A 23,398-nucleotide genomic window follows, 5' to 3' on the forward strand; every position below is an offset into this window, starting at 1 on the left:
CGTAGCGAGAACGCTGCGTGTGTAGCGCTACTATGAGCTAAATCAATTTTGTCTCCTAATATTCTCTACCTATAGCGCTAAAGTGCTACTACAAGCTAAATAGAGTTAGGTATAATATAATATGCAAAAAAAAATTGGAATTTTAACCAGTGGGGGAGACTGTCCTGGATTAAACGCAGTAATTCGCGCCGTTGTCAACCACGCCACCCTCAACTATAATTGGCAAGTATTAGGCATTCCCTACGCCACCAAAGGGTTATTGTCAGCTAAAGCCATCCCCCTAAAAATACACAGTTTAAACCTACGGGGAATTGACCCATTACTCAATATGGGGGGGACAATTCTTGGTAGTATCAACAAAGGCGATACCCTTAATCAAATTGAGCAAATTCTCGCAGGTTATCGCACACTAGCCCTAGATGCACTCATTGGAATTGGTGGAGATGGTAGCCTCGCTATCTTAAATCAACTTCGCATCGCTGGAAATTGGCAATTTATTGGTATTCCCAAAACCATCGATAACGATGTGGCAATTACTGAACATGTAGTTGGTTTCGATACCGCCGTTAATACTATCGTCGAAGCCCTCAACCGTCTCACCTTCACCGCAGCCAGTCACGACCGGGTGATGATAGTTGAAGTCATGGGACGCAGTGCTGGACATTTAGCACTACATGCAGGTATTGCGGGTGGTGCAGATGTAATTTTAATCCCAGAAATCCCCTACACCATCAAAGGTATCTGTGCGCACCTCCAAGAACTCAGACACAACTGCGATCGCAAGTTTGCAATTATCGTTGTTGCTGAAGGGGCACAAATCGCCGATGATTCAGCCCATACATCCTGTTCCCGACCCAGTTGTGGTATGGGACAATACATTGCCGACGAACTTCGCAGTTGCAGCCATGATCAACTTGATATTCGCACATCAGTCCTCGGACATATCCAACGGGGGGGTATTCCCTCCGCTTTAGACCGCTTAATTGCAACAGCCTTTGGCAAAACAGCAGTGGATTTACTGGCTAATGGGGAAACAGGTAAAATGGTGGCTTGGCAATCCGGACGAGTAGAAGCCGTATCGTTAACAGAAGTTCTTGCTCATAGTCCTCTACGGGTAGCTAGTCACCACTATCTAGTCGAAACAGCTCGCGCTCTCGGTATTTATATGGGTTTGTAACAAAAGCAACTAAAGTCATACCGCTTGAATTTGAAGTTGTCCGAAGCGAGGAGAAACAAGGAAGCAATCTCATAATCTTGTAGGTATTGATGAAAACAGCGAAAAATAGTTATGCTGTTTGCAAATTATAGTGAATCGACTTATCTCACTTGAGTCATCTAAAATGCCTTTAGGGAAGTATTTATTTTTTAGGGATTTGCGGTAAATGTGGCAGTCAAGATACCGAAAAAGTATTTCCTATGTCTGTGGTTAGTTGACTTTTCTTCTTAGTTGGTTTGTCGCAATGTTACAGACCAGCTTGGAAGATTGATGGTATGTTCATTCTCAGCAAATCCCTTTCCATCGCGATACTAAATTATGACTCTCAATTTATACTTTCTACGACACGGAGAAACTACTTTTAGTCAAAGTGGTAATTTTTGCGGTGAAACTGATGCGGAGTTGACACCGGAAGGTATACAGATGGCATACAGTTTTGCTGATGTTTATCAAAAATTGAAATGGGAAGCGGTTTATGTCAGTCCAATGAAACGCACGATCGCAACTGCAAAACCATTGTGTGATGCTATCGGTATGGATATGCAGTTGCGTAGCGGACTTCGGGAAGGTAGTTATGGGGAATGGGAAGCCAAAAGTAAATCCTTTGCCCAGGAAAATTACCCGGAAAACTATATAAAATGGTTAACAGAACCTGCTTGGAATGCACCCAAGGGTGGGGAAACGGCCGTGGATATCGCCAACCGCTCTATGCCGGTGATTGCGGAAATTCAAGAAAAACATCCCCAGGGTAATGTGTTAGTGGTTTCCCACAAAGCCACGATTCGGATTATGCTGTGTAGCTTGTTGGGAATTGATTTAGGACGTTATCGCTATCGGGTGAATATTTTGGTCGCGTCGGTGAGCATGGTCAAATTTGATGTTAATGGTCCCTTGTTAGAAATATTAGGCGATCGCCACCATATTCCGGAGCATATTCGCTCTCGTCCAGGAACCTAATTCGGTTTTGGATTTGAGATTACTCTGCGAAAAGCCCCACTAGGTGCGTCTATGGATTTTGGAGTATGTTTTAAAAGTCGATTTTAATACTAGGACTTACGCAAAAGCTAAGGTCACTGGAACCGAAACGTAGCTTGCTTCCCGAAACTGCGTTTCAGTGGCTGCGGACAAATTTTCTTTGCGTAAGTACTGAATACTTAACAAGCTCGTTTTTTTGGAGCAGGGAGAAGGGAGTCAGGAGTAGTTGATGATGGTATATTTCCCTTTTGATTGGTTGACAGTTAACAATTAACAATCAACATTTAACTACTCTGTCTAAGTAAAAGCTCAGTTTATTGCCGTGTAAAGCTTAACTACCGAATTTGAGTTAATAATTCTTGAACTCGTTTGGCGCTGGAATTATCACCCTGTTGAGTATATAATTTGATTGCCATTTCCCAAGCTTGTCTTGCTGCGGATGTTTGCTGGAGAGCTTGGAGGGCGTTACCCTTGTTTTCGTAGGCTGGTGCATGGTCAGGACGACGTTGGATGACGCGATCGCAATCTTTGATGGCATCTTGATATTTTTGACGGGCAAATCGGGCTAAACTGCGTTGGTAGTAGGCTTCCACGTAGTTATTATTGATTTGGATGGCGTAGTCATAGTCTTGAGTGGCTTCTCGGTATTTACCGATGGCGTATCTTGCCATACCTCGGTTGAGGAATAATTCAGCCCAGCGGTGGGAGTGATCTACGGCTTTGTCGTAGTCTTTAATGGCTGCGGGATAGTTTTTCAAGGCAAATTGAGCTAATCCACGGGTATGGTAAGCTTTGGCTAGTTTCGGGTCTAAATTCAAGGCTGTGGTTGCGGTGTTAATTGCCTGTTGATAGTCGGTTTGTAATCGGTAAATTTCGGCTTTACCCGCGTAGGCTGGTGCGTGTCTATTATCACTTTGAATTGCCCTGTCAAAATCTGCGAAAGCGGCGGGATAATTTTGTTGCTGAGTATAAATTAATCCTCTCCCCGTCAAGGCGATGGGGTTATTACCCTCAATTGTTAAAACTCGATTGTAATCTGCTAAGGCTGCTGATGTATTCTGGAGTTGGGAGTGGGCAGAAGCTCGTTGGATGTAGGCATTTACGAGTTGTGGATCGCGATTTAAAGCTTGATTGAACATGGCGATCGCTGCTTGATATTTTTGTTGTCCCAGCAAGTTATTTCCCCATCGCAACCAATCGCTAGCATCGGCGGTAAAATTATCTGGGGGAAGGTTATCGCTATCTAAATTTGCACCTCGTAAATCGGCTGCTTGTAGGTTGACATTGCGCAAATTTGCACCCCGTAAATCGGCATTACGAAAATTTACACCTTGTAAGTTAGCGTTGTTAAAATCCACATTTCTCAATTTTCCATCACTGAAATTAGCATCACGCAGATTGGCAAAACTGAGATTAGCACCTTCCAATTCTGTACCGCGAAAATCAAAACCTATTAGGTTTGCACGACTCAAACTGACTCGACGTAAATTAACACCACGTAAGTTTAATAAGCGCAAATCCACACCACTTAAATCTACTCCTTCTAATTGGACATTTTGTAATGCGTGATTATCAAATATTGCACCCCTTAATTTGGCTCCATTGAAGCGAGCAAAATCCAATCTTGTACTGCGGAAATCCACATCCGTTAAATCCGCATAACTGAAGTTTGCTGAACGCAAATCCGCACCCCGTAAATCAGCGTTACTCAAATCCGCCGAGCTAAAATCTGTATGTCTTAAATTCGCGTGATTCAAGTCAGCATTACTTAAATCAGCACTTCTAAAATTGGCTCTTACTAAATTAGTTCTAGTTAAATCTGCCCGGCGTAAATTTGCACTGGATAAGTCGGCTCCTTCGAGATTCTGTCGGCTGAGGTTTGCTCCCCGCAAATCACAGCGACGGCATTTTTTGGTTTCTAATAGTTGTTTCACATGTTCCGGATTTTCTGCCCGAATTGGTGAGATGAATAACAATGGGGAGGTAATGATTAAACTAGTGAAGATGGTAGTAATTAATTTTTTTAGGGATAAACTATAAATCATATTTATATATTTAGACTACATTTAGACAATATCGGATATGGAAATTCAGATGATTGTGGTGTTAATCCAAAATGTTGATAATTATAATTTCTACCCAAAATCTAAAATCCCCTCGCTCCTGCTTCGTGAATGAAGGCAGAGCCTTCAACTCACTAAGCGACCACGCGGAGCATGGTCACTAGATAAAAAGTTAATACTCGGTTTATTTCAGCCAACCTGTAATAGTGGCATTTTCGACAATAATGCTAGCCTAATGGCACGGCTTTTGCCTACGCGTACTCGTAGCCTGGATTTCTCACGAGTAAGTTGTAAGCCTTGAGTAACGGATTGATTTTCTGACTACTCCCTACTCCCTCACAATTCCCTGTGGGTTTTAGGGTTTTGTGAGAAATGCGGGGTAGGATAATCCACAATCGGATACGATTAAAGAAATAGATGATTATAGGTATCTAATGGTTCCAATCAGTGGGGATAAAAATAATTACAACTACCATTGATAAATAAAATCTTGCCAAAAAATTATCCTCAACGGGGATAGTGGAAAGAACCGTCGATAGATTGAAAAGTTTAAATATCTTAATGAATTTATGTGCTATGATTTAAGATTTAAAACCAAACTGTTCCGTACCAACTAATTATCCATCGTCATGGGGTGCATTTACAATTTTCAAACAAAAGTGATTACGTTATTGGCATTAGCTTGTTCTTGGGGAACACAGTATGTTAGCCATGCTCAAACAGTAAAAACTCCTCATCCCCCTTTGAACCAGCAAGTTGAAGAAGTTGCATCCCTACTAGAAGGTAAAATGCGGACAGTAATTCCAGCGAAGGGGAATCTGCCAACCACAAGCGTGATTATGATAACCTGTAGAGTCCGCTTGCAAAATCCTCAAAAGCCTGATTCCATATATCTTTACCAAGAACAAGCTCTGGAAGAAGATTTACGTAAACCATACCGTCAAAGATTGTTGGAATTGTCTGCTGATGCTGCAACTCAAAGTATTCGTTCTCTTGCTTTCAAACCTAATAACCTGGTAGCTTGGGTAAATTTTTGTGACAAACCCTTAGCATCCCGCACGATTTCAGATATTGATTTACAAACGCAGGTGTGTAGTTTATTTTTACGACGTTATCGAGATGGTTATATAGGTGTAACACCTCCTACTGGTTGTCCAACTAACGTCAGAGGTGCTGTCCGCAGTACTAATCGGGTGATTTTGCAAAAAAACAAAATGCAAACCTGGGATAGGGGTTATGATGCGAATGGAAAGCAGGTCTGGGGTGCAAGGGAGGAATCCTATCAGTTTGAACGAATTAGTAATTAATAATTCGTAATTTGTAATAACGCAAGTTGCTAGTTAGTGCCTCTATTAAATAAGTAGGTGGGTGGTGAAAATTGTCGTTAAGAGACGCGATATATCGGGTCTGTACTAGGGAGAGACGCTATATATCGCGTCTGTAAGGCTTTGAGCCGAATGCTCGGTTACATTGCGGTTTTATGTGTAATTGCACCTACCTACTTAATCGCTAACAGAGATTTTTGGTTTTAAATTATGTTGAGCAGCGTATTTTTGCTTGCTATTAAAGACGGAATTCGCCTATGATATCCAGGAAATAAAAAGTATTGATTAACACAAATGAAATTCTCTCCTACAAAAATATTTTTAACTTGTCTGATTAGCTTTTTAGTATTACCTTTCCTTCCTATCCATACTCTAGCTCAAACTAATTTAGTTGCAGAAAGATTGGGTTTAAGCTGTGACCAAATTCTGAAGATGAAGACAGATAAATGGAGTGAGTATTACACGCAAAGAAGAGGGTTTTCTGAAGTTGATCAAAATACAGCTTTTGTTGTGTATGGAGATTGTCATCAACAAAGAAATAATTCTTTAGCGAAAAGACTTTCTCCGGTTCAAAATCAGAGGATTGCTAGGTATCGTAAGTTATTTAGGGATTATCGAGTGGCTTCTGAATATTTGACAATGGCTTATGCTGGTGGAGGGACTTTATATGGTCATCTGGCTGTGCGGGGGGTAGTGATAGATGAAGAGATGGTTGAGAAAATTATTAATTTATATTTGCAGGGAAATCGGAGGAATATTGGTTTAGATCCGCAACTGCGTGCTAGTATCATCAATCGTATTCGCAGGAAATTGGAAGTAGGAAATCCCCAAATAGCGAAAAATCGAGCTGTTTTAGCAGAGTGGAATACGCAAAAACAAGCAAATACTGAATATGGGAATATGCTGCGTAGTTTGAATGAGATTGAGGCAATGTTAAAACAGGAACGGCAAGATGTTGGTCGGGTGATTATTCAATATGTGGATAAATCTACTAATCCGCGCTATTTTTGATGGTCAGGAAGTAGAGACGACCCAACGGGTTGTCTCTACTGTTTCCCGCGAAAGGGGGTGAAGGCTTTGCCTATAGCGCTAAAGCGCGAATAAGAGCCAAATTATTACAACTACCTTTCGACATAGAATATTACTTAGAACTTCACCAATATCATCCCTGTAGTTATAACTGGAGATACACCCCTTTAATCCCCACTTATTTGTATGCTGATGGCCATTCAAAGCAAATAAATTAACTTTTTACACGAAAAAACTGGGATGGCTATCTCATGAAAGGATTAAAGGGGAAAACAGCTTTAATTACAGGTGCAACATCAGGAATTGGACAAGCGATCGCGATTCGACTTGCTCAGGAGGGTTGTCATGTTGCGATTAATTACCGTCGTAATCCGGAATCTGCGGAGGATACCCAAACACAAGCGATGGAAAAAGCTTGTCATCAAATGGAAGATTGTGGAGTGCGATCGCTAATTGTACAGGGGGATGTGTCCCAGGAAGTTGATATTATCAAGATGGTGGAGACAACCATCGAGAAGTTGGGAAGTTTGGATATTTTAATTAATAATGCGGGAATTCAGACTGAAAGTCCCTCCCATGAAGTGGAAACGGCTGATTTTGACCGGGTGTTAAATGTAAATCTGCGTGGAGCTTTTCTGTGTGCGAGGGAAACGATTAAGCATTTATTAGCCACTAATCGTCCGGGTGTGATTATTAATATTTCTAGTGTGCATGAAATTATACCTAGACCCTTCTATGCTAGTTACTCTATCAGTAAGGGGGGAATGGGTAATTTAACCAAAACCCTAGCCTTAGAATATGCTCAACAGGGAATCCGTGTGAATGGGATTGCTCCGGGTGCAACGGTGACACCAATTAACGATGATTGGACAAATGACCCGGAAAAACGAGCTGTGGTGGAAAGTCATATTCCGATGGGAAGGGCGGGAACTACGGAGGAGATGGCGGCAGCAGTAGCATTTTTAGCATCTGATGAGGCTGCCTATATTACTGGACAGACTTTATTTATTGACGGTGGTTTGACCCTGTATGCAGACTTCCGTGAAGCTTGGTCTGCGTAGGTGAGGGGAGTATGGGGAAGACATGCTCATATCAGAGTTTTCGCTAAATGGTATCGGATATGGGGTTTTGAGCGTAGATATCTGTAACACCAAACATGTGAATTATAAATGTTTACATTTTGGATTAAAACCACAATCACCGTAGAGACGTAGCATTGCTACGTTTCTACACAACACGACGTAAAATTTTCAATTCATATTTGTATTCGCAACGCCATCCAAAATCTAAAATCTAAAATCCAATGACTGTCGAAGAAACAAGATTAGAACAAGACCGTTCCCGTGTAGCTTATTGGCGACGCTGGGGTCCCTATTTGAGTGAGCGTCAATGGGGTACGGTACGAGAAGATTATAGCAGTGATGGGTCAGCGTGGGATTATTTTCCCCATGACCAAGCGCGATCGCGTGCTTATCGTTGGGGTGAGGATGGTATCGGTGGGATTTCTGATAATCACCAACGTTTGTGTTTTGTGATCGCGTTGTGGAATGGTCAAGACCCGATTTTGAAGGAGCGAATTTTCGGTTTGTCGGGTCCGGAGGGTAATCATGGGGAAGATGTGAAGGAATATTATTTTTATTTGGATAATCTGCCTTCCCATGCATATATGCAGTATCTCTATAAGTATCCCCAAAGGGCTTTTCCCTACGAAGAGTTGGTACGGGTAAATCGGGAACGGGGTTTCCATGACCCGGAATATGAGTTGATGGATACGGGTATTTTTGATGGGGATGAGTATTTTGATGTGTTTGTAGAGTATGCTAAATCCTCCCCGGAGGATATATTAATTCAAGTTCGGGTCATTAATCGTTCTGATACTTCTAAGTCTTTGCATTTGTTACCAACTCTATGGTTTCGTAATACCTGGTCATGGTTTAAAAATGCGGAAAAACCCCTATTAAAACAAGTTTCGGGAAATGAGCAGGTTGTCTATGCATCCCACCCGACTTTGGGGGAATACTGGTTCTATAGCCATGCTGCGGATGATTTACTGTTTACGGAAAACGAAACCAATCTGCAACGTTTGTTTGGGGTTGAGAATTCCAGTCCCTATGTGAAGGATGGTATTAATGATTATATTGTGGAGGGACGTAAGGAAGCGGTAAATCTGAAGCGGGAAGGTACTAAGGTCGCTGCTTACTATTTCCGGGAATTTGCACCAGGGGAGGAACAGATATTTCACTTGCGTTTGACAAATCAGTCACCCCAAACCTGTCAACAACCCTTTGGGGAGGGGTTTATCAATACCTTTCATCAGCGACAACGGGAAGCAGACGAGTTTTATCAACGGATTTTAGGTCATTCCTGTGATCCAGATACCCAAAGGGTGCAAAGACAAGCTTTTGCCGGATTATTGTGGACAAAGCAATATTACCATTATGTGGTGGAGGACTGGTTAAAGGGGGATGACAACCAACCTCGACCCCATCGTCACTACCTGCGGAATCGGGAATGGCTGCACCTATTTAATGATGATATCTTGTCCATGCCGGATAAATGGGAATTTCCCTGGTATGCAGCTTGGGATTTAGCTTTTCATATGATTCCCTTTGCCTTGATTGACCCGGATTTTGCCAAACGTCAACTGAGTCGCTTAACGCGGGAATGGTATCTCCATCCTAACGGACAAATGCCAGCCTATGAATGGCATTTTAGTGATGTGAATCCACCAGTCCATGCTTGGGGAACCCTGCGAGTTTATCAAATTGAGAAGGAAATCTACGGTCGTGCAGACCGGGAGTTTTTAGAAAGGGTGTTTCAAAAGCTACTTTTAAACTTTACCTGGTGGGTGAACCGCAAGGACGAAAACGGTAATAACCTCTTTGAAGGGGGATTCCTGGGATTAGATAATATTGGAATTTTCGATCGCAGTTCCCAAATGCCGACTGGGGGATATCTAGAGCAATCAGACGGTACAAGTTGGATGGGAATGTACTGCTTGAATATGTTAGATATTGCCCTAGAACTAGCCGAAACCAATCCCGTTTATGAAGACATCGCCAGCAAATTTTTCGAGCATTTTCTCTATATTGCGGATGCCATGAATCACATGGGAGGTGAGGATATTCACCTATGGGATGACACCGACCAATTCTTCTACGATGTCCTCCATACCGCTAACAACGAACGTCACCACCTCAAAGTTCGGTCAATGGTGGGATTAATCCCCCTGTTTGCCACCACCATATTACCTGCATCCATCTTTGCCAAATTCCCCGACTTCAAACGACGCTTCGACTGGTTCGTCGCTAACCGTCCCCAACTTCAGGAAAATATCGCCTCCCTTGTAGCCGAAAATGCCACAGGTTGTCACATGTTAGCGATCGCCAGTCCCGAACGCTTAAGGAAAATCCTGCAACGGATGCTAGACGAAACCGAATTTTTGAGTGACTATGGTGTGCGATCGCTTTCCCGTTACCATGCAGAACATCCCTATACTTTCGGTGTCGGTGGACAAACCTACCAAGTCGGTTATGAACCCGCAGAATCCACCAACGGCATGTTTGGTGGTAATTCTAACTGGCGTGGTCCGGTGTGGTTTCCAGTGAATTATTTATTAATCGAGTCGTTGCAAAAGTTTTACAGTTTCTTAGGCGAAGACTTTACCGTAGAATACCCCACTGGTTCCGGTATATATTACACCCTTGCCGAAGTTGCCACGGATATATCCCAACGTCTAACCAATATTTTCCTTCGTAATTCAGAGGGATATCGTCCCGTCCACGGTCATCGTCACCAATTCCAAACCGACCCCCATTGGCGTGACCTCATCCTATTTTACGAATATTTCCACGGCGACAACGGCTCCGGTTTAGGAGCAAACCATCAAACCGGTTGGTCTGCCCTAGTTGCGACGTTAATCGGTAATTTGGTCAAGATGTAGAGACGCGATATATCGCGTCTTACCAAAATAATTTGACAAACCAATAGGGGGCACCATGAATTTAACCACATCACCTGTAAAAAATATTCACCATGCCCGCGCTCGTCTCGGTGAATGTCCAGTTTGGGACGACCGCCAAAAATGCCTGTATTGGGTAGATATATATAATCATCGCCTTCACCAACTAGAACCAAACACGGGTAATAATCGTTGCTTTGATGTTGGGGATATGGTGAGTGCGGTAGCAATTAGCGACGAAAACCAATTACTTTTAGGATTACGCGATCGCTTGGCTATCTTCAATACGCAAACAGGTGCGATCGCCACCAAATGTCAGGTGCAATTTGACCATGTTAGTACCCGTCTGAATGATGGTAAATGTGACCCTCAAGGACGGTTTTGGATTGGTTCCGTCAGTGAGGAACCTGCTGCTGCATCCCTGTACCGTTATGACCCCGATGGTTCCCTCCAGGTAATGGAAACCGGATTGACAATTTCCAATGGTTTAGGTTGGAGTCCCGACGGTAAGGTATTTTATTTAACCGATTCTGCCGAAAAGCAAATTTACGCCTACGATTTTGATGGGGAAACAGGGGAAATTTCCCACCGACGGGTTTTGATTGATTTAGCTGATGAACCAGTTGAACCCGACGGATTAGCCATAGACCAACAGGGAAATCTTTGGTCAGCTTTGTGGGATGGTTGGGCGATCGCTTGTTTTGACCCTACAGGAAAAGAAATCCAGCGCTTGCAATTACCAGTCCAACGTCCTACATCTCCCTGTTTTGGTGGAGCAAATTTAACAGATTTGTATATTACCTCCGCATCTGTCGGTCTTTCGCAAACAGAAATTCAACGGGGATTTTATGCAGGGGATGTATTTCATGTTTCTACAACTATCCCAGGAATGATGATTTCCGCATTTGGGAAAACAGAAAGTAGGGAATGTAATTTGTAATAGCCTACGGCAAGGCTGCGCCTACGTAATACCCGCTACGCGGGAAGCAAGCTACGTAATTTGAAATGGTTTCTGGTATTGCTTAACTCAAAAATCTATATATGAAAATGATTTTTTTGTAGATTCCATCTGATGCCTAATTTTACAGAATTGGTATCACCCAAAATCCAAAATCCCAAATCTAAAATCGAATCATGCGAAGATTATTAATGCACAGTCCCATTGCTGTCGCGGTGATGTGGATTATCGCCTACCTATTTATCATTTTATTCCCCTTACTAGTCCTCCTATTCCATCCTGCTCCTACTGGACGGGGGTTCTGGATTGAATTTTCCGTTGCTCTGGGATTCATTGGATTAGCGATGATGGCGTTACAATTTGTCCTCGCTGCTCGAGTCAACCGCATTGAATCCTCCTACGGTATCGATATTCTCATCCAATTCCACCGCTATACTTTTATTGTCGCCTTTGTGATGGTGGTGGTACATCCGGTAATCTTATTTATTGTTCAACCAGAAACTCTACAATTATTAAACTTTCCAGAAGCACCTTGGCGAGCGAGAATGGCGGTAGTGGGAACCATTGCCTTTTTGGTCATGGTTGTCACCACAATTTGGCGCAAACAGCTAAAAATACCCTACGAACCTTGGCGAGCGATTCACTCTATTTTAGCAGTGGTTGCCGTCGGATTAGGCTTTGGCCATGCAGTTGGCGTTGGTAATTATCTAAGTTTGTTCTGGAAAATTTTACTTTGGTCAGTGATGATGGCGATCGCACTGTGGTTAATTATCTATGTGCGTCTTGTCAAACCCTGGTTAATGACTAAACGTCCCTACATCGTAGAAGCTGTCACCCCTGAACGGGGTGATGTGTGGACACTGACATTACGTCCTTTAGGTCATGATGGTTTTACCTTCCACCCCGGTCAATTTTCCTGGTTGACCCTCAATATCACTCCCTTAAGTATGCGCGAACATCCCTTTTCCATGTCATCTAGTGGCGATCGCGCTGATCAAATTCAGTTTGGGATTAAAGCTCTGGGGGATTTTACCAAACGTATTAAAGATGTGAAACCGGGAACTAAAGCTTACCTGGATGGTCCCTACGGTGTTTTTACTACGGAACGTTATTGGGATAGTGCTGGATTTGTCCTCATTGCTGGTGGAGTCGGTATCACCCCTATATACAGTATTCTCCTCACCGCTAGCGAACGCAAGGATGACCGACCTTTTCTTTTAATCTATGCTGCTCCCTCCTGGGAAGATATTACCTACCGGAAATCATTGGAGGCTTTAAAAAGTCAACTGGATTTAACAATTGTTTATGTACTGCGCAAAGCCGACGAAAATTGGGGAGGAGAAACAGGTTATGTAGACAAAGACCTGTTACAGCGTCATATTCCTATCCACCGAGGTAGTCGTCAATACTTTATCTGTGCAGCACCAGCGATGATGGACGCAGTGGAACGAGCTTTATTTGAATTAGATGTCCCCGTCACCAATGTCCACATGGAACACTTTAACTTAGCTTGAGATGGAAAGGAGAAAAAATGCGTTACAGTATAATGTTACAACTAGTTGCTGCTACCACCTTAGTTCTTGTTGGTGGAGCGGCCATATTTGCTTGGATACAAAACCGCACCCTCGACACACCAGTAGAGTCCAAAACCCATGTCCTACACACCTCAAACCAACCGTGAATGGTGGTCCCAACGCTGGTTAGAATTACTTGATTCCTACCGTTTCAAAAAAAGACTCGAACGGGGACGTATTTATGCACGGGAAGGAAATGTTCTCAGTATCGAATTTCAAGGAGCTAAAGTATTAGCAAAGGTTCAAGGTAGTGAACCCGAACCTTACCGAGTTTCCCTTTCCCTGGATCAATTTGATAGTGAACAATGGGATTTTGTGATTAAAACCATGCTGCAAAAATCCATCTATGCAGCTAAACTGTTAGCGGGGGAAATGCCCCAAAATATCGAAGAAGTATTTACCCAAAATGGTTTATCCCTATTTCCCTTTACTTTAGGAGATGTCCACAGTCGTTGTACCTGTCCTGATAAAGCGAATCCTTGTAAACATATCGCCGCAGTTTACTATCAATTAGGTGATCGGTTTAGTGAAGACCCTTTTGTGTTGTTTCAATTACGGGGACGGGATAAGGAGAAAATCATTCAAGACCTGCGCAAACTGCGTTATCAGCAATTACATCCAGAAACTGTTCCCAGTGACGTAGAAACAGGTACTATTGTAGATAATAGCACCGATAAAACCCCAAATATTGAAGTCAAACAACACCCGAAAATTACCATTGATTTGCATAAATATTGGGAATACAACGAACCCCTAGAACCCTCATTAGTGGTGATATCCCCATCTACTGGTGAGACAATTCTTGATTTTCTGGGAACTATTCCCCTAGCAAGAGATGAGGAAAAAATAGCCAGTCTTAGTACCAGTGATGTAGTGATGAGATATTTAGAAAATATCTATAAAGATGTCAGTCAAAAAGCATTTTTATCCGCAATGAATATTGGTAATGATTAATTCGTTCGTAGTTGTGCAAAGAGAGCTATACGCACTAAACCCCTATTTCTCACAAAACCCTAAAACTCACGGTGAATAGGGATTAGGGAGTAGTGTAGACCCGTAGCGTCTAGTCTACCACAAGGCTGCGCGTACCCGTAGGGTATAGAAGGATAATCAATCCGTTACTCAAAGCTTACAACTTACTCGCTCAAAATCCAGGAAAAGTGCAATTATTAAGCCTTTCTCTCCGACAGACTAGCAGTGCGACTAGCTGTAATTTATATCGATTCTCTTGTACTTTGCAATAAATGAAACTAGAATAATCAAAGGTTACAGCCCCTGATATGTAGCAAGCATTAGCGTAAAGGATATTAGACCTTTAAAGTATTCGGTAGAATTCACGGACAATTTTTCGAGGAGAAACCGTGTAGACTGTGTTTATGCGATCGCAATACAGATGGGAGTCCCAAAAGCGATCGCGTAGCGACTTTGAAGGAGTATATCCCGATTTTCAAGCTAGTCTCCCATGTTGTGTGGACAAAACCAAACCATGTAAATAACCTATTCCAACTCCCTACTCCCGTCACAGACTACTCACCCTATTTTCAAGCTAAGAAGGTTTTGCAAATATTCCAGTAGGACTTCTATATAAAACCAGCGCTAAATATTTTATGATGTCTAAATAGGGTTTGGTAGGCAGGATTGTACATGATTGCATTCAGCTTTACTTATCGTGTAGACACGCTTAACGCGGCTTCTCGAAAAAAGCAACTCCGTAGGAGTATCATACAATCATATATACAAACTAGATTTAGACTCAATCCCGATGAAAAAGTGTTGTATTCAATCAAGATTGCGGAATAATGTGGTCACAATCCCACGAAACTCTAATTTTCATCTTGGAAGGGGATAATATCCGGTTTTACGGCAATCCTGATTTCGACTTATTGTCAAGATAAAGTATTTAAATAGCGCAAATAACAGTGGGTAAAAGAGTTCAAGCATTAACTTCTGTACGGGAAGTCAAACCAAGTGAACCGACAACGGTTAGTTTACGCAATATTAAGGTTCGACAGCGAGCAATTTTACAAGAAATGTCTTTTTTCGCTACAACCTATCCCAGTTTGACCCCTCTCCAGCTATATTCCCTCAGCAGTAAACTGGATCAGACTGTGAATGTAATTGAAAAAATTTGTGCTGATACGAATACAACTCCTGCAAATTTGACAAACCCCTCACGACAGATTTACGCATGGATGAAGTTTTTAACCCATCCAGGTAAAGTGGAAATCCACCATTACACTACCTATCGCATTCAACAAATAGCAAATAGTTTATTGCATTCCCGTAGTGACTTCCGGAAAAACTCTGGGATTAGTCATATTTTTAGCTCATTTTCCAGTGATATTGATGGTATATCCTACCGTCCCCATTGGCAAAAAATAGTCGCAGAAGTCACAAATATATCTGGTTTATACCGTGTCAAACATACCCGCGATACGGCAATTTTAACGGTAAGTGAGGGTTTTATTAATGCTAGCGATGATATTTTAATGGCGCTAGTTTATAATTCCCTAGTTCAAAGAGAGAAAAGAACCACCAAAATTATCTGTGATTTTGCTTATTCTGAGGAATATTGCCAGGTTTTGCGTGAATTAGACCAGATTACTGAAGTGAATGCCGAAAATCCCCAGGGAGAACACTATGATTTAGATTACCTATTTACAAAAATCAATCGGGAATATTTCGCTGCAACCCTGAAAAAACCCCGTTTAATATGGAGTTCTGTCCCTACCTATCGTAAACTAGGTCACTATGAACCAGCACGCGATCGCATTGTCATGAGTTTAGCTTTAGACCATCATACAGTCCCCCAATATGTGGTGGAGTTTGTTCTATACCATGAACTGTTACACAAACTCCACGGAACTAAGTTAGTTAATGGGAGACGGATGATTCATACACCAGAATTCCGTCGTGATGAGCTTAAATTTAAACAATATCGCGAAGCAGAAATTTGGTTACAACAGGTTGCTGTGGTCAACATGGACAGTCAACAGTCAACGGTGAATGCTTAAATGTTGATCGGTATTTAGGGAACTAAAGCGTTGTTTGACAGCTTGACGGACAGGATACTCTCGGTCAGACTCCAGTTGCTCTAATACTTCCACGGGTGTTTTTGTATGCTGTGCAACTGCAACTCGAACATCAATTTCCGGATGATTGGCTAGTTTTGTAAGTAAATCTACGCTGATATTAGGATTTTTCACAACCCCTAAAGCCAACACCCAATAATGATTGTCGGTATGATTAATCTGACAAATTTGCTCCAAAGTTGCTTCACAAATGTGGGGATTCCTGGCTAAACTGCGCAATACCACCGCTTCGTCACTGGATATGGGGGAATTTCGTGCCAATTCTAATAGCCGTTGGCTAATTTTTTCTAAAATATGGGTAGGTGTATTCCTATTTTCCGCAAGTTGTCGTAAAGTCTCTGGAGCGGAATCCATTGCTAACTTTTCCAGAAGTTCTACCGGAGTATGACAGTTTCCCGCAACCTGCGATCGCACATCACAGGAAATATCACAGGCCAACTTTTGCAAAGTTTCAATGGGAGTACGGGGATTCGCAGCGAGATAAAATCTAACCTGTTCTTCCATGTCATTATCCAATGATGTCAGTGCTTTCCCTGGGGTATTGGGATTATTAGCGACGCTACGTCGTACATAAAAGTCCCCATGTCCAGCTAATTCCAACAGTGTCCCCGCGTCAGTCTCAGCATCATTTGCCGCAATTCGACTATTTGCAGGTTCCCGTACCCATGCATTTTCAATTGAGAAATCAAACGGTTTTGCAGTGGTATTCATGTGTAGTTATTGAGAACTAAAAATGCCTTATTTTTAGAATTCCCTCAAATTCATGTAAATTATCTGCGTATTTCCCGCATTTTCGATTTTAGATTTTGCGGAAAGTTCGGGAACATAAGTTACCAAGAAGATTTTCTTCTGACAAAGTTATACGGAGGGATTATCCCCCGCAGACTTTGCGCTTTCCGGTAAACTTCAGGGGAAATTTATTCTTCCACCAAACTTTCCCAGACGGATTTTGGATTATTTAGACTGTTAAGCGTTAACAAGTTTCTTCCGTCTCCTCGTCCACCAAAGCTAAAAATCCCATTTTTATTTTTTCCCATCTGGTTTAAAATCAACGCGAGACCGAACGACCCATCAACTAACTAAGCTTATGAAAGTCGCAGTCTTTAGCACCAAACTCTACGATCACCAATTTCTCGAAGCAGCAAATCGTAATCATCATCACGAATTCGCCTTTTTTAAACCCCACCTCAATCGTGATACAGCTGTTCTCGCTGCTGGTTATCCGGGAGTTTGCATTTTTGTGAATGATCAAGCTGATTCCCCAACTTTGGAATATTTAGCTGCACGGGGAACCCGATTAATCGCGTTGCGCTGTGCTGGGTTTAATAATGTAGATATTAATGCAGCTGCTCAATTGGGGATAAAAGTAGTTCGAGTACCAGCCTATTCTCCCTACGCAGTTGCCGAACATACTATCGGTATGATTCTAGCCTTAAATCGTAAATATCATCGTGCCTATAATCGTGTTCGGGAAGGAAATTTTTCCCTAGATGGATTAATGGGATTTGATTTACATGGCCGTACCGTTGGTATTATTGGTACAGGAAAAATCGGTGTATTGGTAGCGCAAATCCTCAAAAGTTTCGGGTGTCGGATATTAGCATACGATGTTTACCACAATCCGGAATGTACTGCTTTAGGGGTTGAATACGTCGAATTAGGGGAAATTTACTCCCGCTCCGATATAATTTCCCTCCATTGTCCCCTCACTCCAGCTACCCACCATTTAATTAGCACCGAAGCCATTAATCAGATGAAATCTGGTGTTATGCTCGTAAATACTAGTCGTGGGGCTTTAATTGATGCCCATGCAGTCATTAAAGGGTTGAAATCTGGTAAAATAGGCTATCTAGGATTGGATGTATACGAAAAAGAATCCAATTTATTTTTTGAAGACCTTTCCGATGTCATAATTCAGGATGATATTTTTGAACGTTTAGTCACCTTTCCCAACGTTTTAATTACAGCCCATCAAGCCTTTTTTACTGAGGAAGCTTTACGGAATATTGCCGATACTACAGTCGCTAATATTACCGATATTGAAACAGGGAAAAAATGTCCTAACTTGGTAGAACCAGAACGTCAAGTCGTTGGTTAGGTGGAATATAAATAATATAAACCACACCGAAAAATCAATTATTTTTGGAATACGACGTAGAGACGTAATATATTACGTCTCTACAATTTTTTATCGGGATTTAATCGGGTTAAATTCCATATAATAACGATAAAGGGCTACAGGGCGATCGCGGGTCAGGAAATACTTTGGGTCTTGAGGTGATAAATATATAGCTGTCACCTGGTCTGCAATAATGGAAGGATTTGTACCTGATTGTCTGGTATAGGCGGTGGTATTTTCAACCACGTTAAAATAAATTTGGGGCAGACCTCGAAATTCTTGCTGAAAAATTTCCGTCGTCAAAAATTGGTTTTCCCTCGGTGTTTCCACTCTACGTCCAGTAATTGTATATACTATTTGCCCTTCCTGTCGTAGTAAGGCTATCTGACGATTGGGATTCTGCGGATCGATTTTAATAGTTAATATCGGACTTTTGTTAGTTTTTCCTGTACCAGTTAAAGTTGCTTCCGCTAAATTCAACCCGTTAAAAACTCGATCTGCAACCAATTTTGTGGAAGCAGGTGAGAAAATAGTCCCAGTGCGGATTGTATTTTCCGGGACAAATCGCGCAACAAAAGTTACTGGTTGCTGTAATGCTTGTTGATTAGCTGCAAAACCAGGGGTGACGATTTCTGGAGCGAAGGGAGCAGCTAAATCTACTAAAGTCGTTTTTACTTCCCATTCTCCAGCAAACCAGTCAGGGTAGAATAAATCACCCTTGGCTATGGAAGTTTTTGGTAAGTTTTGCCAATTAGGAAATTCTTGCAAGCGTTGTTGTAAACCATCCCTGACTAAAGCAGGTGTATTTACTTCTATGGTCGGGAACAGCGAACTTGCATAAATAGGGTATGGCCATCCCATTAATCCAATTATCCAGACAAAAACAGATATAAACCATACCCACGCTACTAGATTTTGCACAGTCAGTAATTAAGCTTTTTGTTTAGATGGTTAATGTTTATAGACCAACAGTCACCCGTCAACCGTCAACAAACCAAAAGGGAAATGCGTCCGCGTTAAAACTATAGCATTAAATAGGTGGGTGGTAAAAATTGTCGTTCAGATCAGGGAGTAGAGACGACCTGTCGGGTCGTCTCTACGCCGAATAATTGGTTACATTGTGGTTTGATGTTTAATTGTACCTACCTACTAATTATGTGCTTTCGCAGGAATTTTGAGAGATGGGAATATCCGCTCCAATTCTAATTCTGAAGCTACTAACGCCAACTGAGATAAATCTTGAGTATTCTCCAAATAGGGAACACACCCATACACCGGTACGTTTGTCAACCTTTGTATCATCCCCACAGGAGTCAAATTATGAATTTCCTCCTCAGTCCGAGGCTGAGTACAATTCAAAATAATCCCCAGTAAATTGACCTTAGTTTGTCGAGCTAAAGCCACATTCGCTACTGCTTGGGAAATTGCACCTAATCGCACAGGAACGACCAAAATCGTTGGTAAACGCCATTCTCCAGCAATATCAGCCACCGTTAATTCATCGGTGACCGGGGAACCTAACCCCCCCAGAGCTTCCACCAACAGAAAATCCCGCGTTGCTTGTAAATTTTGTAACTCCTTCCAGACCACCCTTAAATCGATTTGGCGGTTTTCCAGAACTGCGGCAATGGGAGGAGCTAGGGGTGCTGCGAAATATTGAGGTGTAATTTGTTGCGCAGATAAATCCAGGGAAAATAAACTTTGGTAAATTTCGCGATCGCCTGTTCCTGATTGAAGGGGTTTCATAATCGCCAAGCGGGTATCTGGACGATAGATTTGCCAATAAGCTGCTAAAGCGCAGGTGACAACGGTTTTACCTGCATCAGTATCGGTTCCAGTGATAAATAGTGTGTTTTGCATATAGGCTAGGAGACAGGAGACATGCTATATATTCAGATTTCTGGGATTAATCAGCTAAAACTCGCATAAATCACATAACTACTTGATCTGCTGTTGACAGTTAACGGTTATAGGCAAAGCCTTCGTGTCGGGTACAGCCATCTATGAAAAGTATTGAATATACAGCTTAAATGGGCAACAGCTGATCAAATTCTATCGCACTTGGTAAACTTATATATTGCTCATCCCAATTATTTGTTTTGTGAAGTTGCACAGAATTTTACCCCACTCCTTGAACCCTCAAAAAGGTAGGTTTAATCCCACCCTCTAGAATTCAGGTAAGACTGGTAAGATATTATTTGGGTCACAAGTGAATCTCATGGCATACAGCGATTTCACGGTTGGTAAAGTTAAGCAGACCTTCGGTATTCAAACAATTGAAGGTGTCTCATTTTTCCCGGAAATCTCCCCTGTTGCACCAACTTCCACATTGTTGGAGGTGTTATCAGAAAATCTTCCACTAGCAGTTGCATTACCAAGTGAAAAAGCAAAATCTGAACTACTAATTAGCCCAATTTTGGTTGAAGTCAGAAAGTATCTCAAACGACAAATTAGTTTATTTTCAGGACAGGAATTTACAGTTAACCCTGAAGTTGGACTATCGGGAGTATGTGATTTTATAATTAGTCGATCACCGGAACAATTAGAAGTTGAGTTTCCGGTTGTCGTGTTAGTAGAAGCGAAAAAAGCTGATATTAACAGTGGTATGGGACAATGTATGGCAGAAATGGTTGCAGCACAACAATTTAATCAGCAAGCGGGAGAAGAATCATTACCGATTTACGGTTGTGTTACTAATGGCTTGTTATGGAGATTTCTGAAACTGGAACAAAAACAAATCACTGTAGATTTGAAAGATTATTCCTTAGAACCTGTATCAGACCTTTTAGGTAAACTGGTTTGGATGTGTAGTGGTTAATCACTCAATTTTCGTCGTTGTTTTGCGATCGCACTGCTAAAAATCCATCGACACAATTAAGTGCGATCGCCTGAAGGGGTAAAAGTTGGAAATATGGCAGAAAGGAAAACGCGGTGCTTGCAGACCAGGTTTTGCCCATTGCCACAACCCACGGTAAAATGTCAGTAAAATCTAGGGAGAAGCCTCAAAATGGGTACTTTGCCAGAAATTGAAGCCGCAATCAAACAGCTACCCGAAAACGATGCTCGTCAATTAGCTGCATGGTTGGCAGAATATTTGGAACAGATGTGGGATAAACAAATCGAAGATGATTTGGTATCGGGAAAATTAGATCGATTAATTACCAAAGCCGAAGCAGATATTGCAGCAAACCGGGTGCGAGATATAGATGAAATCCTTATCGACTCCTGATTTTTGGGAAACCTATGCTCAACTACCAAAAGATATAAAAGAACAGGCAAAAAAAGTATATCAACTGTGGCAAGAAAATCAATCCCACCCATCTTTGCATTTTAAGAAAGCTGGCAAAAATCTTTGGTCTGCGCGTGTGACTAATGGATATCGAGCTTTAGCTCTAAAGAAGGGAGATGATTATTACTGGTTTTGGATCGGTACTCATAAGGAGTATGATGGGTTGTTATCCTACAATTAGGACTTATGCACTCGTTGTGAGAAATCAGGTGTTTGGAATTGCTACTTTGTGACCCTACGGTCGATCCACTACGCGAAGAAGTGTAATGACGGTGCTTACGTTGTCCTTGCGTAAGTCCTGTAAATATTACTTTGGTGATCCCACTGCCAAAAATCCATCTGCAAAATTAATTGCGATCGCCTGAAGGGGTAAAAGTTGGAAATATAGCAGAAAGGAAAACGCGATCGCTATCGTACTGTTTTAAGATGAAGTTGCACATCACAGGTTGTCCGAAGCGGGGAGGAATGACGAACCAATCTCCTAATCTTCAATGATAACAAGTTGCTGAGATTGCCGAGTTCCAGTTGTTTCCGCACTGCAAGAGCAAAAAGCAAGCTACACAACGACACGCAAAAAAATTATATGCAGCTTCATCTCAAATTGGTATTAGGGTATGATGTGTTGTTCAAAATGTCTTTTTAACAGCTTAAATCCATTTCAACAGACTACAAATTAAACATAAATACTGAGAGTAATTATTTACCATAATTATGGATATTTATGTATTTGCTGTTCAGGTAAAAGATTTAGGGGTAAATATTTCATATTTAGTTAACAGATAAAACTTTTCGTAATTCTGTAGTTGCCTTTTCGATTGAGTCAATACTTCCGGCGTTGACTAATCCATAGTAATCAAACATATAAATTCGATTATTTTGAGCAGCTTTTAATTTATTCCAAAAAGGTTCTTTTTTAAACCCATCTAATACCTCTTGAGGTGAACCAGCTTGCGGATTACTAACAATAATCAAAACTTCTGGATTTGCTGCTAAAATTTTTTCTGGAGACAGGGTGACATAACCACTCACAGGACTTTTACCTTGCAGATCAGCAGCTATATTTTTGATGGGAAATCTTTCCAAAAGGTTTCCAGCCCAACTTGATTTATTGGGTGATAAAATCGGTTGACGACTGACTATGACTAGGGTAGGTACTTTGCAATTCTCAGTGGTACATGTAGAATTGGTTTTTAAAAAGCCTTGGTAACGGTTTAGTAAGGGTTGGGGGTCTGTACCTGTTAATTGAGCGAGATTTTTGGTTAGTGCTTCCAATGATTCCCAACTATTGACTTTGGTGAGTAGGGTTTTAATTCCTAGTTCTTTGAGTCTATCTGTAACTTGATTAGAAAAACCTTCCGCACCAATGACTAAATCGGGTTTGAGGGCTAAAATCTTTTCTAAATTTGGCGGTGTTCTTTCTTGACTGACACGGGGAATATCTTGGAAATTCGGGTTTTGATTCAGTAATCTGCTTCCTGTTATCCCCACTAATTTAGATTTATCTAGTTGATAAATAATATCCGCACTCAAGGAAGTTAACGCAATAATTCTCTTTGCTGATTCCTGGGGTTGTGGGGAATTTGTATTTATCTTATTATCTACCGCTTTGGGTGTTTCTGGAACTGGGGATACATTTGAGGTTGTACAACCTATTAAAGTCAGACTTAAAATTATTCCCAGTCCGGATGATAGTAAAGTGGAATATTTCATGATTAGTAATGGAGTAGGGTTTACTAGTTATATAAGTCGGGTTTAAACAAGATAATCTTGTGAAAAACCCGATTTATTAACAGAGAA

21 protein-coding genes are annotated in these 23,398 nt (G+C 41.6%); 15 read left to right on the top strand and 6 right to left on the bottom strand.

Annotation, left to right across the window (positions count from 1 at the left end):
* Positions 1-121 precede the first annotated feature (121 nt).
* Both CDC37_RS02610 and CDC37_RS02615 read left to right on the top strand, forming a co-directional pair.
* On the top strand, positions 122-1,177 hold the full coding sequence (locus tag CDC37_RS02610; RefSeq protein ID WP_096620354.1) for an ATP-dependent 6-phosphofructokinase: 1,056 nt from the start codon (positions 122-124) through the stop codon (positions 1,175-1,177).
* Positions 1,178-1,534: 357 nt separating this feature from the next.
* Positions 1,535-2,173, top strand: a complete 639-nt coding sequence (locus tag CDC37_RS02615) for a histidine phosphatase family protein (RefSeq protein WP_096620355.1) — start codon at positions 1,535-1,537, stop codon at positions 2,171-2,173.
* A 353-nt stretch (positions 2,174-2,526) separates the two neighbouring features.
* On the opposite strand, the gene CDC37_RS02620 is transcribed toward CDC37_RS02615, so the two are convergent.
* Positions 2,527-4,236, bottom strand: a complete 1,710-nt coding sequence (locus CDC37_RS02620; protein ID WP_096620356.1) for a pentapeptide repeat-containing protein — start codon at positions 4,234-4,236, stop codon at positions 2,527-2,529.
* Between the two features lie 677 nt (positions 4,237-4,913).
* Here CDC37_RS02620 and CDC37_RS02625 point away from each other — a divergent pair.
* From CDC37_RS02625 to CDC37_RS02660, 9 genes are all read left to right on the top strand, one after another.
* Positions 4,914-5,561: a chromophore lyase CpcT/CpeT gene (locus CDC37_RS02625; protein ID WP_157780626.1), complete on the top strand. Its 648-nt coding sequence runs from the start codon at positions 4,914-4,916 to the stop codon at positions 5,559-5,561.
* Between the two features lie 312 nt (positions 5,562-5,873).
* Positions 5,874-6,590, top strand: coding sequence for a hypothetical protein (locus CDC37_RS02630; protein WP_096620358.1), 717 nt, complete (start codon positions 5,874-5,876; stop codon positions 6,588-6,590).
* 269 nt (positions 6,591-6,859) lie between these two features.
* Positions 6,860-7,669 carry a glucose 1-dehydrogenase gene (locus tag CDC37_RS02635; protein WP_096620359.1) on the top strand — a complete coding sequence of 270 codons (810 nt, stop codon included), beginning with the start codon at positions 6,860-6,862 and terminating at the stop codon, positions 7,667-7,669.
* Between the two features lie 242 nt (positions 7,670-7,911).
* Positions 7,912-10,551, top strand: coding sequence for an MGH1-like glycoside hydrolase domain-containing protein (locus tag CDC37_RS02640; protein ID WP_096620360.1), 2,640 nt, complete (start codon positions 7,912-7,914; stop codon positions 10,549-10,551).
* A gap of 55 nt (positions 10,552-10,606) precedes the next feature.
* Positions 10,607-11,509 carry an SMP-30/gluconolactonase/LRE family protein gene (locus CDC37_RS02645; RefSeq protein WP_096620361.1) on the top strand — a complete coding sequence of 301 codons (903 nt, stop codon included), beginning with the start codon at positions 10,607-10,609 and terminating at the stop codon, positions 11,507-11,509.
* A gap of 194 nt (positions 11,510-11,703) precedes the next feature.
* On the top strand, positions 11,704-13,041 hold the full coding sequence (locus CDC37_RS02650) for a ferredoxin reductase family protein (RefSeq protein ID WP_172892747.1): 1,338 nt from the start codon (positions 11,704-11,706) through the stop codon (positions 13,039-13,041).
* A gap of 17 nt (positions 13,042-13,058) precedes the next feature.
* Positions 13,059-13,208 carry a hypothetical protein gene (locus CDC37_RS24665; RefSeq protein WP_172892748.1) on the top strand — a complete coding sequence of 50 codons (150 nt, stop codon included), beginning with the start codon at positions 13,059-13,061 and terminating at the stop codon, positions 13,206-13,208.
* Positions 13,180-14,055 carry an SWIM zinc finger family protein gene (locus CDC37_RS02655; RefSeq protein WP_096620362.1) on the top strand — a complete coding sequence of 292 codons (876 nt, stop codon included), beginning with the start codon at positions 13,180-13,182 and terminating at the stop codon, positions 14,053-14,055. Before CDC37_RS24665 ends, CDC37_RS02655 begins: the two co-directional genes overlap by 29 nt.
* A 965-nt stretch (positions 14,056-15,020) precedes the next feature.
* Positions 15,021-16,115 carry a M48 family peptidase gene (locus tag CDC37_RS02660; protein WP_231943199.1) on the top strand — a complete coding sequence of 365 codons (1,095 nt, stop codon included), beginning with the start codon at positions 15,021-15,023 and terminating at the stop codon, positions 16,113-16,115.
* On the opposite strand, the gene CDC37_RS02665 is transcribed toward CDC37_RS02660, so the two are convergent.
* Positions 16,098-16,904: a hypothetical protein gene (locus tag CDC37_RS02665; RefSeq protein WP_096620363.1), complete on the bottom strand. Its 807-nt coding sequence runs from the start codon at positions 16,902-16,904 to the stop codon at positions 16,098-16,100. The genes CDC37_RS02660 and CDC37_RS02665 overlap by 18 nt on opposite strands.
* Before the next feature lie 376 nt (positions 16,905-17,280).
* Here CDC37_RS02665 and CDC37_RS02670 point away from each other — a divergent pair, with 376 nt between their 5' ends.
* On the top strand, positions 17,281-18,291 hold the full coding sequence (locus tag CDC37_RS02670; protein ID WP_096620364.1) for a 2-hydroxyacid dehydrogenase: 1,011 nt from the start codon (positions 17,281-17,283) through the stop codon (positions 18,289-18,291).
* A 90-nt stretch (positions 18,292-18,381) separates the two neighbouring features.
* On the opposite strand, the gene CDC37_RS02675 is transcribed toward CDC37_RS02670, so the two are convergent.
* Positions 18,382-19,173, bottom strand: a complete 792-nt coding sequence (locus tag CDC37_RS02675) for a DUF6816 family protein (RefSeq protein WP_096620365.1) — start codon at positions 19,171-19,173, stop codon at positions 18,382-18,384.
* Between the two features lie 288 nt (positions 19,174-19,461).
* Complete coding sequence (gene bioD / locus CDC37_RS02680) at positions 19,462-20,172, bottom strand: dethiobiotin synthase (RefSeq protein WP_096620366.1); 711 nt, start codon at positions 20,170-20,172, stop codon at positions 19,462-19,464.
* A gap of 358 nt (positions 20,173-20,530) precedes the next feature.
* On the opposite strand from bioD, the gene CDC37_RS02685 reads away from it, so the two are divergent.
* Positions 20,531-21,130, top strand: a complete 600-nt coding sequence (locus CDC37_RS02685; RefSeq protein ID WP_096620367.1) for a hypothetical protein — start codon at positions 20,531-20,533, stop codon at positions 21,128-21,130.
* 4 nt (positions 21,131-21,134) lie between these two features.
* Here the strand turns inward: CDC37_RS02685 and CDC37_RS25390 are convergent, their stop codons facing one another.
* Positions 21,135-21,269: a hypothetical protein gene (locus CDC37_RS25390; protein ID WP_255408884.1), complete on the bottom strand. Its 135-nt coding sequence runs from the start codon at positions 21,267-21,269 to the stop codon at positions 21,135-21,137.
* Positions 21,270-21,319: 50 nt separating this feature from the next.
* Between CDC37_RS25390 and CDC37_RS02690 the strand changes: the two genes are divergently transcribed.
* Both CDC37_RS02690 and CDC37_RS02695 read left to right on the top strand, forming a co-directional pair.
* Positions 21,320-21,541 carry a hypothetical protein gene (locus tag CDC37_RS02690; protein ID WP_096620368.1) on the top strand — a complete coding sequence of 74 codons (222 nt, stop codon included), beginning with the start codon at positions 21,320-21,322 and terminating at the stop codon, positions 21,539-21,541.
* Entirely contained in the window at positions 21,519-21,782 is a 264-nt protein-coding gene (locus tag CDC37_RS02695) for a ParE family toxin-like protein (protein ID WP_096620369.1), read from the top strand. Before CDC37_RS02690 ends, CDC37_RS02695 begins: the two co-directional genes overlap by 23 nt.
* Positions 21,783-22,369: 587 nt before the next feature.
* Here the strand turns inward: CDC37_RS02695 and CDC37_RS02700 are convergent.
* Positions 22,370-23,311 carry an ABC transporter substrate-binding protein gene (locus CDC37_RS02700; protein WP_096620370.1) on the bottom strand — a complete coding sequence of 314 codons (942 nt, stop codon included), beginning with the start codon at positions 23,309-23,311 and terminating at the stop codon, positions 22,370-22,372.
* Positions 23,312-23,398: the final 87 nt, after the last annotated feature.

It is taken from the genome of Calothrix sp. NIES-3974, assembly GCF_002368395.1.
Classification (GTDB): domain Bacteria; phylum Cyanobacteriota; class Cyanobacteriia; order Cyanobacteriales; family Nostocaceae; genus NIES-3974.